The 12,539-nt window shown below is 61.0% G+C and carries 16 protein-coding genes; 7 read left to right on the forward strand and 9 right to left on the reverse strand.

The annotated features are described in order from the left end of the window. Positions 1-106 precede the first annotated feature (106 nt). Positions 107-253, forward strand: a complete 147-nt coding sequence (locus tag FEZ60_RS02025; protein ID WP_155276695.1) for a hypothetical protein — start codon at positions 107-109, stop codon at positions 251-253. 451 nt (positions 254-704) lie between these two features. Here the strand turns inward: FEZ60_RS02025 and FEZ60_RS02030 are convergent, their stop codons facing one another. Further along, complete coding sequence (locus FEZ60_RS02030; protein WP_242484363.1) at positions 705-1,145, reverse strand: hypothetical protein; 441 nt, start codon at positions 1,143-1,145, stop codon at positions 705-707. A gap of 245 nt (positions 1,146-1,390) precedes the next feature. On the opposite strand from FEZ60_RS02030, the gene FEZ60_RS02035 reads away from it, so the two are divergent. Further along, positions 1,391-1,615 carry a hypothetical protein gene (locus tag FEZ60_RS02035; protein ID WP_172935430.1) on the forward strand — a complete coding sequence of 75 codons (225 nt, stop codon included), beginning with the start codon at positions 1,391-1,393 and terminating at the stop codon, positions 1,613-1,615. 196 nt (positions 1,616-1,811) lie between these two features. Here FEZ60_RS02035 and FEZ60_RS02040 read toward each other — a convergent pair whose 3' ends face one another. Next, positions 1,812-2,231, reverse strand: coding sequence for a hypothetical protein (locus tag FEZ60_RS02040; RefSeq protein ID WP_172935431.1), 420 nt, complete (start codon positions 2,229-2,231; stop codon positions 1,812-1,814). A gap of 247 nt (positions 2,232-2,478) precedes the next feature. Here FEZ60_RS02040 and FEZ60_RS02045 point away from each other — a divergent pair, with 247 nt between their 5' ends. Then, positions 2,479-2,694 carry a hypothetical protein gene (locus tag FEZ60_RS02045; protein ID WP_172935432.1) on the forward strand — a complete coding sequence of 72 codons (216 nt, stop codon included), beginning with the start codon at positions 2,479-2,481 and terminating at the stop codon, positions 2,692-2,694. Positions 2,695-2,747: 53 nt separating this feature from the next. On the opposite strand, the gene FEZ60_RS02050 is transcribed toward FEZ60_RS02045, so the two are convergent. The 4 genes from FEZ60_RS02050 to FEZ60_RS02060 form a co-directional block, all read right to left on the reverse strand. Then, positions 2,748-3,488 carry a thioesterase family protein gene (locus FEZ60_RS02050; RefSeq protein WP_172935433.1) on the reverse strand — a complete coding sequence of 247 codons (741 nt, stop codon included), beginning with the start codon at positions 3,486-3,488 and terminating at the stop codon, positions 2,748-2,750. A 524-nt stretch (positions 3,489-4,012) separates the two neighbouring features. Then, positions 4,013-4,147 (reverse strand): hypothetical protein, encoded by a 135-nt coding sequence (locus FEZ60_RS32825; RefSeq protein ID WP_255285223.1) that lies wholly within the window; start codon positions 4,145-4,147, stop codon positions 4,013-4,015. A gap of 158 nt (positions 4,148-4,305) precedes the next feature. After that, a complete protein-coding gene (locus FEZ60_RS02055; protein ID WP_202025581.1) occupies positions 4,306-5,652 on the reverse strand; it encodes a hypothetical protein in 1,347 nt (448 codons plus the stop codon). Beyond that, a complete protein-coding gene (locus FEZ60_RS02060; RefSeq protein WP_051730690.1) occupies positions 5,649-5,978 on the reverse strand; it encodes a type VII secretion target in 330 nt (109 codons plus the stop codon). Before FEZ60_RS02060 ends, FEZ60_RS02055 begins: the two co-directional genes overlap by 4 nt. A gap of 100 nt (positions 5,979-6,078) precedes the next feature. Here FEZ60_RS02060 and otsB point away from each other — a divergent pair, with 100 nt between their 5' ends. Continuing rightward, the gene (otsB, locus tag FEZ60_RS02065) at positions 6,079-6,873 is read left to right on the forward strand and encodes a trehalose-phosphatase (RefSeq protein ID WP_172935434.1); all 795 of its coding nucleotides are present in this window, start codon (positions 6,079-6,081) and stop codon (positions 6,871-6,873) included. A gap of 371 nt (positions 6,874-7,244) precedes the next feature. Beyond that, complete coding sequence (locus tag FEZ60_RS02070) at positions 7,245-7,796, forward strand: transglycosylase family protein (RefSeq protein WP_033236152.1); 552 nt, start codon at positions 7,245-7,247, stop codon at positions 7,794-7,796. Positions 7,797-7,880: 84 nt separating this feature from the next. Here the strand turns inward: FEZ60_RS02070 and FEZ60_RS02075 are convergent, their stop codons facing one another. From FEZ60_RS02075 to FEZ60_RS02085, 3 genes are all read right to left on the reverse strand, one after another. Then, positions 7,881-9,314 (reverse strand): putative nucleotidyltransferase substrate binding domain-containing protein, encoded by a 1,434-nt coding sequence (locus FEZ60_RS02075; protein ID WP_242484364.1) that lies wholly within the window; start codon positions 9,312-9,314, stop codon positions 7,881-7,883. A gap of 50 nt (positions 9,315-9,364) precedes the next feature. Next, positions 9,365-10,258, reverse strand: coding sequence for a DUF5995 family protein (locus FEZ60_RS02080; RefSeq protein WP_172935435.1), 894 nt, complete (start codon positions 10,256-10,258; stop codon positions 9,365-9,367). Between the two features lie 61 nt (positions 10,259-10,319). After that, positions 10,320-10,685 carry a RidA family protein gene (locus FEZ60_RS02085; protein WP_033236255.1) on the reverse strand — a complete coding sequence of 122 codons (366 nt, stop codon included), beginning with the start codon at positions 10,683-10,685 and terminating at the stop codon, positions 10,320-10,322. A 99-nt stretch (positions 10,686-10,784) separates the two neighbouring features. On the opposite strand from FEZ60_RS02085, the gene FEZ60_RS02090 reads away from it, so the two are divergent. Then, positions 10,785-11,807, forward strand: coding sequence for an Rv2578c family radical SAM protein (locus FEZ60_RS02090; protein WP_172935436.1), 1,023 nt, complete (start codon positions 10,785-10,787; stop codon positions 11,805-11,807). A 24-nt stretch (positions 11,808-11,831) separates the two neighbouring features. Next, positions 11,832-12,449, forward strand: coding sequence for a hypothetical protein (locus tag FEZ60_RS02095; protein ID WP_172935437.1), 618 nt, complete (start codon positions 11,832-11,834; stop codon positions 12,447-12,449). Positions 12,450-12,539 lie beyond the last annotated feature (90 nt).

A 12,539-nucleotide genomic window follows, 5' to 3' on the forward strand; every position in this document is an offset into this window, starting at 1 on the left:
GTTGTTGCTCTTTCGGGCATGCGAATTATCTGTGTTGGCCGATGTAGATTTAAAGAACGTGGATGCCTAGACGGGCGCTCGTACATCCCTTCACCTCGCGAACGCGATGACGGCGATCGACATCCCGTTCGCTCATAGCGGCGACATTGCCTCGGGCAGTTCCACCGTGAACACGCCGGAACCCGCGCTAGGAATCGCCGCCAAGATATTCGGGCATCCCGTATCAGAAGAGTTGACCGTGGATATCGGCTGAGCGGGTGGCCGAAACAACACGCTGGCCGGTTTTTGCGGCTAACGCCATATCTCGCTGATCCTAGGCCGGGTTCGCAGGTCCAAATCTTCGCAGGTCCAAATCTCTGAGGGGTTATCGCTCGAACGTTGTTCGATGGCTTCGAGAGCGGATCGACCGTCGGGGTCTCCATAGCGTGTCCGGGCGGGTGTGTTTCCCGATTTCGCCCGACCGGACGGCAGTCTCACGGAGAAGTGCCCGTTGAATGGCAAGTGCCCGTTGAATGGCAAAGTGCCGCCTATCGGTTCAGTCCTGCCCAATGCTCCTCCGCAACAGAAGTTTTGGAACCATGAAGGCAACTCGATGCCCACACCGACATGGGCCCAGCACTGAGGTGATCGACGACGGAATCACGCTCGTTGGAATCGAACGATTACTTGCTGGAAGCCGAGAATTCGATTCTGGCCGCGATCTCTCAGCTGAGCGACACGACTGACGACCCGGCTTGAGCTGGTGCCATGACATCGGTTGATGCGGTTGATGCGGTTGCATCAGGCCGTGCCATGTCACCGAAGTCTGCGTCCGCGACAATCTTGTTACCGTCGGCTTCGAGGCGGGTGAGTGCGGAATCGAACGCGTCTACGAGCCATGGGTCTGCAGCCTCGCCGAGCAGTGTGTCCGGTATCGACTCGATGTTGGTTTGAAAGACACGAACCGTCCAGGATCCACTTGTATCGGGCTCGTCCGAGAGGCCCCGGCCGGTGTTGGTGGCCAGGACGTAGCGGTTGTATTCGAGGTCGACGCGGATGGCGTAGTCACCGGCAAGGTTGACCACGTTGGCGGGGCGATGGGTAGCGGTGGCCAAGGCGATCAGTGCGTCGTTGTACTTTTCCGAGAATTTCTTCGTAAGGGGCATGGCTGTCCTACCTGTCTAGGCGTGGCCGTTGCAATATTGCAATGGCTGATGAAGACAGTTCGTTGCCGCGGCTTGACGAGGAACTATGAGTGATCCTATCTCAGGTACACCGGATACACCCATGCTGCCAATCTTTGGGTGGTCAGAGATGCAGGTGTTCAGAGATGCGCTGTGGCGCTCAACCATGCATTCGGCTACGCCCGTGGCGACGAGTTCCTCTCTGTTGCCTGTGCATTGTGGACACCATGACCACACCGTTTACCGTCACCTACGTCGAGCATCCCGGCCCGACCGCTGACAGCGGCTTGTGGAACCACGCGAACTTCGAGCGGGAACTGTTCAAGACGCTCATGGAAAGGCCTGGCGATCCGGCCGGTCTCGCACGACGTGGAATAGACGCGGTCTGCGCCCGGCTCGGACGACAAGCAACGGGCCCGCAAAGCGCCCGAGTCCGTCCATCGGTCCTGTGAATTGCGATAACGATCTGAATTGAAGAGTTTGCCGAGCAGACTAGCGTCCAGCGCTCGAAAAGCGCTGGACCGCAACCCGCGGGGGACATCACTATTTCAGGCCGCGAGACCCGTCTGCGGAATCGTTGAGGTGCATGGCTGTAAATCTGCGCCCGTTGGATATCGGGGGTCCGGCGGCTCAGAGTGTGGCGATCACTTACGGAACGAAAAAGGTTGCGACGCCAGGGGTAATCGTTCCGGCCGCAGATAGAACCGCGACTGCGATTTGCCCGGTGCCGGTCTGCAGGGTCGCCTCGGCCGGGTATCCGTGCAGTCCGTCAGACAGTCGGGCGGTTCCGGACGTCCCGGTCGACAAGTTCAACCAGCGCACTTCCGACGAGAGCAGGCACCCCCACCGGCCTTCTTTACCTCCGGTGATCCTCAGCGTGCCCGCTTGCTCGCCGACCACGGCCACACAGCGGACCGCGGGTGCATCGAAGCTGCCATTCGGGTTCCCGTACGGCGCCGGATCGATCTGGAACGGAACGGTGACTGCAGCGGAGGCCGCGGCTACCGGCGCCAGAGCCGAACCGATCACTACGGACGAGTAGATGGCCAGTCGGCGAACGAGATTCATTACGGTGCCCTCCAGCAGGCGGGAAATTAGGTGTCGCGCCCATCCTTCACCCGGACTGCAGTCGTGGCAAGGCGAGTCCGAGCTCTCGGATTGGAGAAGTTGGGTCGCTGGGTTACTGATCTGCCAGGCTCCCGAATTGGTTTCCATCGCTTCCGAGTGTCGCGTAGGTTAGGTGATTTCCGTTGTTTACCCAGCACTACACCTTTCGTGACGAGACCCTCACCGATACGTCGTTCCAGTGGGCGCCGTGGTTGCAATGTTTGTTCTGCTCGGCCCGTACTTCGCATGGTGGCCTTTCCGTACCTGGCGCACGACACGAATCGTTGTTGTCGCCGCACCGGATTTGTTGGTTATCGTCGCGGCCAAGCTGGGATGGCTGGTGAAGCTACCCGGTGGCACGCGAGTTTTCCTCTCGCTCATCAATGTAGGCGGCCCGTGGTACCAGTTCGAGGACGGCTCGTAGCAAAACCAGGTCAATCAGAGCAGTGTTGCGCCGAAGTCGGTCAGGTCCGGCTCTCAGTTCAGTATCCGACGCAGCTGTCTCGCCTGGGCCGCGAGTTCGCCTGTTGCTGTGAATAATTCGGTCTCGTCGACGCACAGCGTGTCTGTTGCCCACACGGTGCGATGGCGCAGGCGGTGCCACGGTGAATCCGACGGTGTGGTGGGAGCAAAATGTGCGCTGAACTCGACGGTGGGAATTGCAACAGGCATCGTCAGGGTCGCAAAAAGCCCGGGCGGCAATGCGTCGAGTAGGACTGCAGAGCGCTCTGCCCCCGTGAAATCGAGATTGTCGAGCAAACGAATCCAGACATCGAACTCGGGGGAGTCGCCACCTGCAAACGGTCGGGCGGCGTTGATCGGGCGAATGTCGAGATGCTGTGAGAACGGTACGAAGTCGATCGGTATCTCGAGGCGTGGCAGAGTCGACGGGTCGTCAGAGGCCGGTGCGACTGATGAGGTCGTCCGGACTGTGTGGCTGATATCGCGCGCGAGACGAACGAGCGCGGTAGCGGAATCGGCAAGTGCGACCCGGCAACTGACGGTACGGCCGCCATGCACGTCATCGACTGTCAGGGCGGCTACGCCGGGTGGGACCGGCCGATCGAGGTGCGAGCTGACCGCGGCCGGCGAGGCGCCGGTGGCGTCGACTGCTGCTCGGATCATGCTCGCGACGACGAGGCCACCATGGATTCCGTCGAAACTCTTCCAGCTCGCCTCGAAAGTGGCGCTGTGCGATGTCGTGGTGGTGACAGTCATATCGAGGGCTCCCGTAGTTCGGCTGACATCTGACTTGTGCTTTCTATAGTCAGAACCCTAAGGTCTGACTATGGTAATTACAAGCCAGGCCCAGGTGGATATGAACCTACTGATCCACGGATCGGCGCGCTCTCGAGGATGTGATCGGTCTCGTTGATACTGATACTGACGGATATTGCTGATGGCGCAGTATCTTCGCTTTCGCGTTGGCTTCGTATGTGTCGGTCGACGCACCGCGACCTCGGCTCGGCGTCGGCAGTTGCAGATTCGAAGCAGACACTTCGCTTTACATATCTCGCGACTGTCCTGCCGATGGGCCTTGTGCTCAACAGCCTGTTCGGCTGGTCCTAGACCCGATTGCGGCGTTGGTGATCGACGTCTTCGCTGCGAAGGAATGCGTCAGGGGGAGGTCTATCAGTCGAGTACGTCGAAGGCTGACTGATACAAGGCTGACCGTGTGGACCTCGACCCCCGACGCTCGTGACCCAAAATTTCTCACAGCGACGATCAACTGCCAGGTACGCCTAGATCACGGCTCCGCCGCTCAGTACGCTGACCAGTCCGATCGCGATGAACGCCACTACGTAAAGCGGACCCCTGATGGGGTCTCCGGCACTTGCTCCCTCGTGAAGCCAATTGAGAATGTCGATGGAACCCATATGCGCACTCCTGCTCTCGTTTGGACGACCATTCACGGATTCAATCGCCCACACCATCGCCAGTGTTACTCATATCGGACAAAATCGACTCCAGTCACCCGCTGGCTCAACGTCTCTCGAACGTAGTGTGCACGTACCCGTCGAGTGTGTGGGTTGTCTCAGAGCCCGGTGAACAATGCCTGGTCGGGATCTTCTGATCCGATCACCGCGGGAGTGACCATGGGGAGATCCCCGATGACAGCGTTGTTGTCCGATACCTCGATCAGGTAACCCGGTGTGGTCCTCGAACTGTCCTGTTGCCCCCGGGCACCACCCATCGCGCCTGCTCCACCACCCATCATGGCGCCTCCTGGGCTCGTGCCGGTCACTGCACCACCAGCAGTTCCCGACGGCGCAAAGGGGGTAGGGGATTGGCTGGTCGACGAAAGGGGTTGTAGCGCTGCAATTCCTGAAGGTCCGACGATGCCACCGCCACCTGAGGAGGCTCCGAACGTTCCGCTGCCCGCGCGCGTGGTGGCTGCGGGCCCGATTGCACCACCCGCACTTCCGAGTTGGTGTGACACGCCTGCGCCCGAAGCGGCGAACGGATTTCCAGTGCCCCAGAGTTTGTCGACGCCCGAGTTCAATGCCGCTGCGGCGTGCGCTGCGCTGTTCTGCGCCGGTCCGGATGGCGTGGCGCCGGGTGCTGAACCACCGGTGGCGGACTGTAATTGTGTAGCTCCAGCGGTAGCGCCTTCAAGCAGCTGTGACGCTTGTTGGGCGAGCGGTCCAGCTGCAGCGAGTGCATCGCTGACTGGTGGTGCCGGAACCGGGATCGAACCGGCAAGGGAGTTCATCGTGGCAGTGTGTGCGAGCATTTCCGAGCGGGTCGTATTTACTGCTGCGATGGCCGCCTGCATGTGTTCTGCCGCTGCCGCGAGCAGCATGGCCTGCCCGGGCGGGGTCAACGCTATCGGCGCTGCCGCTACCACTGCCGAGGCAAATGATTGTGCGATGGTCGCCAATTGAGCGTTGCCACGCTGCACGGATTCTGCCGCTGCAGCAGTGGTTTGGGAGATTGCATTCCCACGATCGCTGAGCTCTGATCCGCTGCGTTGAGCTACCTCGTTGATCTGTGTAGCGGCCTGGTTACCTGCGCCGCTCCATGTTTGGCTCACTGAGGAAAGCCCCTGTGTGGACAGTCCGGCTGCCTTGTCGATGAGTGCACTGGCCGAACTGAGGACGTTGACCGGATCAACACCACTGAAGACCCCCGAACCGAGGCTCTGCGCAAGCTGGATCAGCGGTGTGAACAGTTGGTCCACACCGGGCAGGGACGGCAGTGAAATTCCTTGCATGATCAGATCGGCGGCGCCCTGCGGGAGTTCCGGCGTGGGCGGCGCCATGAGGAAATCAGGAATCGCCGAGTTCTCGACGGGCTCGGGCAGTTCCAGGCCGAGAACGGGTGCAAGCGCACTGCCCTGGAGAAACTCGAGAACCGTCGTAGGGTCGTCCGGAGTGCTCATGCAAGGTCCCCGTTGGTGGCAGCGGTACGTCGGAGGTCGGCGGCGCCCGCCTGGTCGGTGCCGTCGTATGTGCTCGCGGCCGCACCGGCCGTCGCAGCAGTGCCGGCATAGTACGCGGCAAGTGCCGCAACGTCTTTGGTGTGCGTCGCCTGTGCACGTGCGAAGGCTTCGAGGAACTCGAGTCCGACGGGCCCGACTGCCGGTGCTACGGCTGCGAGGTTGGCGTTCAGATCCATTACCGCGGCGTGGGCAACCTGACCGGCAGATTCTGCTGCTGTAGTGCCGTACGTGCGGATGTCGTCGGTGACGACAGAAAGCTCGCTCATCATTACCCCCGTAGTTGGTAAGCGTCTTCGCAGGACTCTAACGGAATGAATTGGTCGAGTGCATGTTCGTGTGTGCCGACACCTTTGAGAGACTGAACCCATGAAAACTGCTTCGGACGTTATTGCCCGACTTGCGTCCGATCCCACCCGTTCCGGATTGGTGATGGACTTCGACGGGGTTCTCGCTCCGATAGTCGACGATCCGGCCGCGAGCGCTCTCTTGCCGGGCGCCGCCGAGGTACTCGACGCGCTGTCACGTCATCTCGCAATGGTGGGCTTGCTTTCCGGTCGTCCCGTCTCTTTCCTTCGTGAGCGGGTGCCCGGCGAGAATTCTGTCCTCATGGGCTCGTACGGAGTCGAGACGTGGGTTGACGGGGAAATTCGAGTGTTGCCGGCCGTAGCGCAGTGGCAGCCGGCGGTTGCGGAGGCAGAGGCCGAATTGCGGCGAATGATTGATGCCGCAGGCGTCCCAGGGATTCACGTCGAGGGAAAGGGGCTTGCCGTCGCTGTGCATTGGCGGCAGGCACGCGAGAGAGTTGCCGCTGCGGCGTTCGTGGAGCATGTGGTGCGTGAGGTCGCAGCGAAGACCGGGCTGCGCCGCGAGCCGGGCAAGCTCGTCGAGGAGTTGCGCGCTCCTGTAGACGAGGACAAGGGGACGGGATTGCAGCGGGCGATCCGGGCCGCTGGCGTCGATGCGGTGGCATACGCGGGTGACGACCGGGGTGACTTGCCGGCATTTGCGGCCGTGTTGGCGCTCGGCGGCGACGCATTGGTAGTCGGCGGCGTCGACATCGCGCCGGAAGTTGCCGCAGTCGACGGGGTTGCGTTCAGTGATCCGGAAGAGTTCTTGGTGTGGATGAAGGACCTGGCGACGGTTCTCGATGCACAAATTTGATAACAAGGCCGTGATTTCCGTGCGGCGAGTCACAAAAAGTCTGTGATGGTCGTCACGTAACGGACGGATAACGATCGGTATGGTTGAAGCTCGAATCAAACCTCCGACCTGCAATTTTCTGCCGATTTCGGGCGGGCTAATGATACGGGCGTGCCAAAAAATTGCCCCGTGACCTTTCCGTGACCATCGCCTAGCGTCGTTGGCAGTCCGAAACAGCCGGACAAACACCGGCCCGCAACTGCGTGCTTCTGCCCCGCGGGTCCGGTACTCCCCAAACCTTCGCGGGGCAGGAGTGAAACAGGCGAGTCGTTCGATACGGCACACATGTGCCAGGTCCGATGTCGTCCGCGGTAGCGGAGAGGATTTACCTGATGACCAGCATTACTTTCAAGCGCGCCCTCGGCGCAGTTGCAACAGCCGGCGCAGTAGTAGCCATCCCGCTCGCGATGAGCACCGGCACCGCCTCCGCAGCCGGCCACGACTGGTCCGGAGTCGCGAACTGTGAGTCCTCCGGAAACTGGGCAGCCAACACCGGAAACGGCTTCTACGGCGGCCTGCAGTTCACGCAGAGCACGTGGGAGGCATACGGCGGATCGGGCAACGCTGCCAACGCAAGCCAGTCCGAGCAGGTCCGCGTCGCCGAGAACGTTCTCGAAGGCCAGGGCGTCGGCGCATGGCCCGTGTGCGGCCAGTACCTGACCGGCGGAACCACCGCAGCCACCTACCAGGAGGCTTCTGCACCCGTCACGGCTGAGGCCAGCGTCGAATCCGCTCCTGTTGCCACTACCGGCGGCAACTACGTGATCCAGGTCGGCGACACCTTGTCTTCGATCGCTTCAGCTCACGGCATCTCGCTCGACGCTCTTGCAGGTCAGGTCGCAAACATCAACCTGATCTTCCCCGGACAGAGCCTGTCCGTCTAACCACCCTTGTGGTTGAACACTTCTGAATGTGTCCGGAGCGATTGCGCTCCGGACACATTCGGCGTTTGTGCAGTTCGGATGTATCTAGGGTTCGATATCCGGTAGCGCGGATGCTGATGCCTCGTACTCGAGTCGGCGTTGCACCCCGGCTACTTCTCTCACCGCATTGCCGAGCAGGCTGCGCGAGAGCGGAGTGAGGTCCGCGACCACGATCTCGTCGGTGGGCATCATGCCGGCGGCAAACTGATCCGTCTGGTGACGGACTCGGATCTGCTGGAGAACCTCGAAAGACTCGATGAGCACCCGCGTGTCGTCGGCGGGGAGGAAACCGGTGTCGGAAGCAACCTTCAGGCGTTCGACGGTGGTGCTCGTACGTGCGCCTACGGACGTGCCGGCCCAGCGTGCGATATTCACGATCGGTTGCACAGCTGTGGATTTCAGGTTGACAGTACCGGTACGGCGTGTCACCACGTCCCGCAACGAATGTAGTTTTGCCTTCTCGCCCACGGCTTCTCGAAGTAGTAGTCGCATGACGGCCGGGTTGAGGCGTAACTGATCCAAGGCTTCGGGCCTCGGATCGAGGGCAGGATCTCCGGCAACAACGCGGGCGTCTGCCAGCATCGACAGCATGACGAGTGCCTGGTCCTGGTAGGGATTGGCTACCCACTTGCGTAAGGCGCGGCGCCACTGCGGGAGCGTACGTGCGAATCGTGCCTGAGTTGCGACCGCGTTCTGCGCGTCGCGAGGGAATCCACACCGGTCGAGAATCTCGTGGATCCGCTGCGCCGCATCCGCACCTTCGCGGTGCGACTCTCCGCCCCACACCAACGCGCTGTCGATGTCCGACGACGGCAGAGCCTCGCGCCGGGCCGCGCTGCCGAGTGACAGCCAGGCAAAGTCCGGGCGTTCGTCGCCGCCCACCACCAGTTCGATTGCGCGCCGAACCGTCACGTCGATCAAGACCGACAGTGTGCCGCTGATGTCGATGGGTGAGACCCGTGCGTCGACCAGGCCGGTGACCAGCTCAGGTACAGCTCGGGCCGTGGCAATAAGTTCGACGTCGGTCTTGGCAGTCGCAAGGGCGGCGCGAAGTTCGAAGCCCTGATTTGTTGCCGACGTCAGAAGGTCGCTCAGTTCGAGCACACCGAGAAGTTCGCCGGACGCCGTGACGACGGGAAGGTGGCGTAATCCGTGTTCGAGCATGTCTGTGACAGCGTCGGCTCCGAGTCGATCAGGATCCACCGTCACGGCAGACGGCGTCATCACCGTGGAGACCGGGCGAGCGCTGTCGATTCCTCCGACAACAACTCGGCTGCGCAGATCGCCCTCCGTGAAGATTCCGTAAGTGCTTGCATCTGTGGGAATTACGACGGCTCGACGCCCGGCTTCGGTCATCAGTGCAGCGGCATCGCGGATGGAGGATTCCCCGGAACACACAATTGCCGGTCCCCGCAACAGATCTCGTACCGCACGCATGGCTGGGTTCGGTACCGAGATTCGCGCGGTGTAGCCCGTCATGGCTCCATTGTCGCAGGCATGTCCGATTGATCGTCATGTCGGTCGCGGCGTCACAGGCCGCCAAGGCGTGCGAGCGCGTCGAGCGCGACGTCGGTAGTGCGCCACAGTGCGTCGATCTCCTGTTCGGTGCCGGCCTTCGTATACGGGTTCTGTAGTGCAAAACCGTTGGTCAACGTGATCGTGTTGTATCCACTGTCGGCGGCCCTGAGCAGAAGCTGGGACGGTTCGGAGTTTCCGGTCAGCCGATCGAGCCCCTCACCGACGAAGTAGAACCGCCATAGTGGGCCCAAGTCGGCGCCGTATTCGGCTTTGGTGTCGGAAACTATCGAACCGCCTTTTGTCGCGATGGAATCGACGATCTTGTAGAAATCGGGGATATCGACGGGCTGGGTGGTAGCGGTGGCCACGGTGTAGGCGAGATCGACTGTGAGGTGTGCGTTGTAGCCTGCCATGGCGACGCGCGCGGGACTGATGTCGCATTGGCGCGTCAACAAGTAATAGTTGCTCCATGCGGGATCGGTAGGAGCGCCGGTGAATTCGGCGTGGATATTGGTCAGATAGCGGCGTAATAGTTCGTAACTGACCGAATGTGCCCAGGATCTGTTGGTGAATGCGGCCGGATCGCGCTGCAGGGGCATGACTGCCTCATGCTCGACGGCATCGAGCCCGATCGAGAAGAGCCCGCGCCAATCATGATGCGATACAAGGATTGTGGTGATCTGGCGATGCCGGTCGACTGCGGACTCCAAGCGTTCGAGGCCTTCTTCGTGCAGCGTCGATACGTCGCTGAGGTACGTAATTCTTTTGACCTCGCCGGCAGTCAGTGGAGTTCCGCAGGCTATGGATAGATTCTTGCCCGGATCCGCAGCTACGGATCCGGGCAAGAGTAGAGCGAATGTGAAACTCAGTGCGATCGCTGTGGTCACGATTCGGCTCGATTTCATCGGCTCACAGTAGTTGAACCGATTCATGATTGCCGGGTTGGCAATCAGCTCAGAACTGCAGTCAGCTCAGAACTGCGTCGGCTTCGATCTCGATAAGTAGAGCGGGGTCGATCAACGAGCTGACCTCGAGGATTGTCGTAGCCGGGCGGATGTCGCCGAATACTTCACCGTGAGCGAGTGCGGCCTGCTCCCACTGCGACATGTCGCGCAGGTACATGCGGGTGCGGATGACATCGCCGAGCGAAGCGCCGGCTTCTTCGAGTGCGGCCTTGATGGTGTCGAGGGCGGCACGGGTCTGATCGTTCAGGGTTTCGCCGGGGGCGGTGGTGCCTGAAACCGCAACCTGATTGCCGATGCGGACGGCGCGGGAGTAACCGATCTTCGGTTCCCATTCGGAACCGGACGAGATGTTGATTCTGTTGGACATGGCGTTGATTCTGCCAACAACTGATCGACCGTGGTGAAGCACGGGTCGCTTCCACGGTTCATCTTGACATAGCATAGAACAAGTGTTCGACTTGGGGTTATGAGGTGGTCGGGTCAGGCATTGGATGCAGACGACGGAGCGTTGCCCGGGCTCGAGCGAGCCGGGTTGGTCCGCTCGGTGCAGACGCCTGAGTTCGAGGGCATCACGTTCCATGAAGTGCTCTGTAAGAGTGCGCTCAACAAGATGCCGGAAGCATCGACGTTGCCATTCAACTACACGGTCAATGCGTTTCGCGGTTGTTCCCATGCGTGCCGGTACTGCTTCGCGCGGCCGAGCCATGAGTACCTCGACCTCGACGCCGGCCGGGACTTTGATTCGCAAGTTGTCGTGAAGACCAACGTTGCGGCGGTTCTGCGCAAGGAATTAGCGCGAAAGTCATGGAAGCGTGAACCCGTAGCGCTGGGCACCAACACCGATCCGTATCAGCGGGCCGAAGGCCGATACCGATTGATGCCCGGCATCATTCGAGCGATGACAGAATCCGGTACGCCCTTTTCGATCCTGACGAAAGGGACTTTGCTGCGCCGAGATCTGCCGTTGCTCAAAATGGCTGCCACCCAGGTCGATGTCGGCATCGGAGTGTCGCTGGCGATCAACGATCCCGTCTTACAGAAGCAGATCGAACCTGGCACACCATCGCCGCGCGCTCGACTGGAGATGATCCGGGCAATCACCGACGCCGGATTCTCGTGCAACGTGATGGTCGCGCCGGTCATCCCGTTCCTCACAGATTCGAGCCAGCACCTCGACGAACTGTTTGCCGCACTCGCCGACGCCGGTGCCACCGGCGTGACGGTCTTTCCGATGCACCTTCGCGGCAGTACGCGCGGATGGTTCCTGAACTGGCTGGCCGAAGAGCATCCTGCGTTGATCCGCCGGTATCGCGAACTTTACGGACGCGGTGCCTACGTCACGCCGGAGTACAAGAGTTGGCTCAAGAAGCGCGTCGAACCGCTGGTGGAGCGTCATGGATTGGCGGGACCGTCGCAGCATCGTGAGCTCGAGGGTCCACGGGTTGAACGCGAATTGGTCGGTGCCGGAGCGGCATTGACGCTTTTCTGAGAACGCTGCTTGGTACGGTCAGGCATGAACACTCCGGTGGTGATCGACTGGTTACGGTTTCGGTGGTTTGTGCCGCCGAGGCTGGGAGAAACCATCCGTTGGGGATTGTCGTGGAACCCTGACAGTCCGCGGAGGTGGGCTGCGTTGGAGCCGACCTGGTCGTGTGTCGCGGAGGTTCGCCGAAGTTCGAATCCGATGGTGCGGCGGTTGACTGCAGACCCGGATATTGATGTGGTACAACAACCTTCGATCGGCGGTGCGGGCAATCTACAGTTCACGTTTAACGCTGATCTACCGATTCCGTCGCAGATCGAGGTATCCGGTGCGCTGCATCTACGTGCGGGCACGATGCGGAAGAATTCGAATGCGTCGCAGGCCTGGCAGGATTTCGACGCGGACGCCGTTGCTACAGGAGTTGTTCGTGGACTTCGACTCGTGTCCATCGTTTCGGATATGCAGCCTGATCCGCGGCAACCGCACGGTTCGCGCTGGGGGTGGGCATCGATGCAGTTCGTTTCCGGGACCGAACAGTTCTACGAGTTGGCGCACCCGCCGCAGGGACTGCGTTCCTATCAACTAACAGACCGGGAGTGGGGGCCACGCCGGGAGGATTTCTTGGTGGTCGACCTCGAGACGGATTAGATCGCGTAGCCCGGAAAATACGTTGCGCGAGGTAACGATCGTGAGTAGCGTCGGTTCAGCTTGATTCAACTGTCGAAATGGAGTTCCACC

The organism is Rhodococcus sp. MS16, assembly GCF_013277795.1.
Classification (GTDB): domain Bacteria; phylum Actinomycetota; class Actinomycetes; order Mycobacteriales; family Mycobacteriaceae; genus Rhodococcus_F; species Rhodococcus_F globerula.

Excerpts from the sequence above, each read along its gene's own strand:
- FEZ60_RS02095 (WP_172935437.1), top strand. The coding sequence starts at position 11,832 with ATGAACACTCCGGTGGTGATCGACTGGTTACGGTTTCGGTGGTTTGTG.
- FEZ60_RS02035 (WP_172935430.1), top strand. The coding sequence starts at position 1,391 with ATGACCACACCGTTTACCGTCACCTACGTCGAGCATCCCGGCCCGACC.
- FEZ60_RS02025 (WP_155276695.1), top strand. The coding sequence starts at position 107 with ATGACGGCGATCGACATCCCGTTCGCTCATAGCGGCGACATTGCCTCG.
- FEZ60_RS02085 (WP_033236255.1), bottom strand. The coding sequence starts at position 10,685 with ATGTCCAACAGAATCAACATCTCGTCCGGTTCCGAATGGGAACCGAAG.
- FEZ60_RS02050 (WP_172935433.1), bottom strand. The coding sequence starts at position 3,488 with ATGACTGTCACCACCACGACATCGCACAGCGCCACTTTCGAGGCGAGC.
- FEZ60_RS32825 (WP_255285223.1), bottom strand. The coding sequence starts at position 4,147 with ATGGGTTCCATCGACATTCTCAATTGGCTTCACGAGGGAGCAAGTGCC.
- FEZ60_RS02090 (WP_172935436.1), top strand. The coding sequence starts at position 10,785 with ATGAGGTGGTCGGGTCAGGCATTGGATGCAGACGACGGAGCGTTGCCC.
- FEZ60_RS02080 (WP_172935435.1), bottom strand. The coding sequence starts at position 10,258 with ATGAAATCGAGCCGAATCGTGACCACAGCGATCGCACTGAGTTTCACA.
- FEZ60_RS02030 (WP_242484363.1), bottom strand. The coding sequence starts at position 1,145 with ATGCCCCTTACGAAGAAATTCTCGGAAAAGTACAACGACGCACTGATC.
- FEZ60_RS02040 (WP_172935431.1), bottom strand. The coding sequence starts at position 2,231 with ATGAATCTCGTTCGCCGACTGGCCATCTACTCGTCCGTAGTGATCGGT.
- FEZ60_RS02060 (WP_051730690.1), bottom strand. The coding sequence starts at position 5,978 with ATGAGCGAGCTTTCTGTCGTCACCGACGACATCCGCACGTACGGCACT.
- FEZ60_RS02075 (WP_242484364.1), bottom strand. The coding sequence starts at position 9,314 with ATGACGGGCTACACCGCGCGAATCTCGGTACCGAACCCAGCCATGCGT.
- FEZ60_RS02055 (WP_202025581.1), bottom strand. The coding sequence starts at position 5,652 with ATGAGCACTCCGGACGACCCTACGACGGTTCTCGAGTTTCTCCAGGGC.
- otsB (WP_172935434.1), top strand. The coding sequence starts at position 6,079 with ATGAAAACTGCTTCGGACGTTATTGCCCGACTTGCGTCCGATCCCACC.
- FEZ60_RS02070 (WP_033236152.1), top strand. The coding sequence starts at position 7,245 with ATGACCAGCATTACTTTCAAGCGCGCCCTCGGCGCAGTTGCAACAGCC.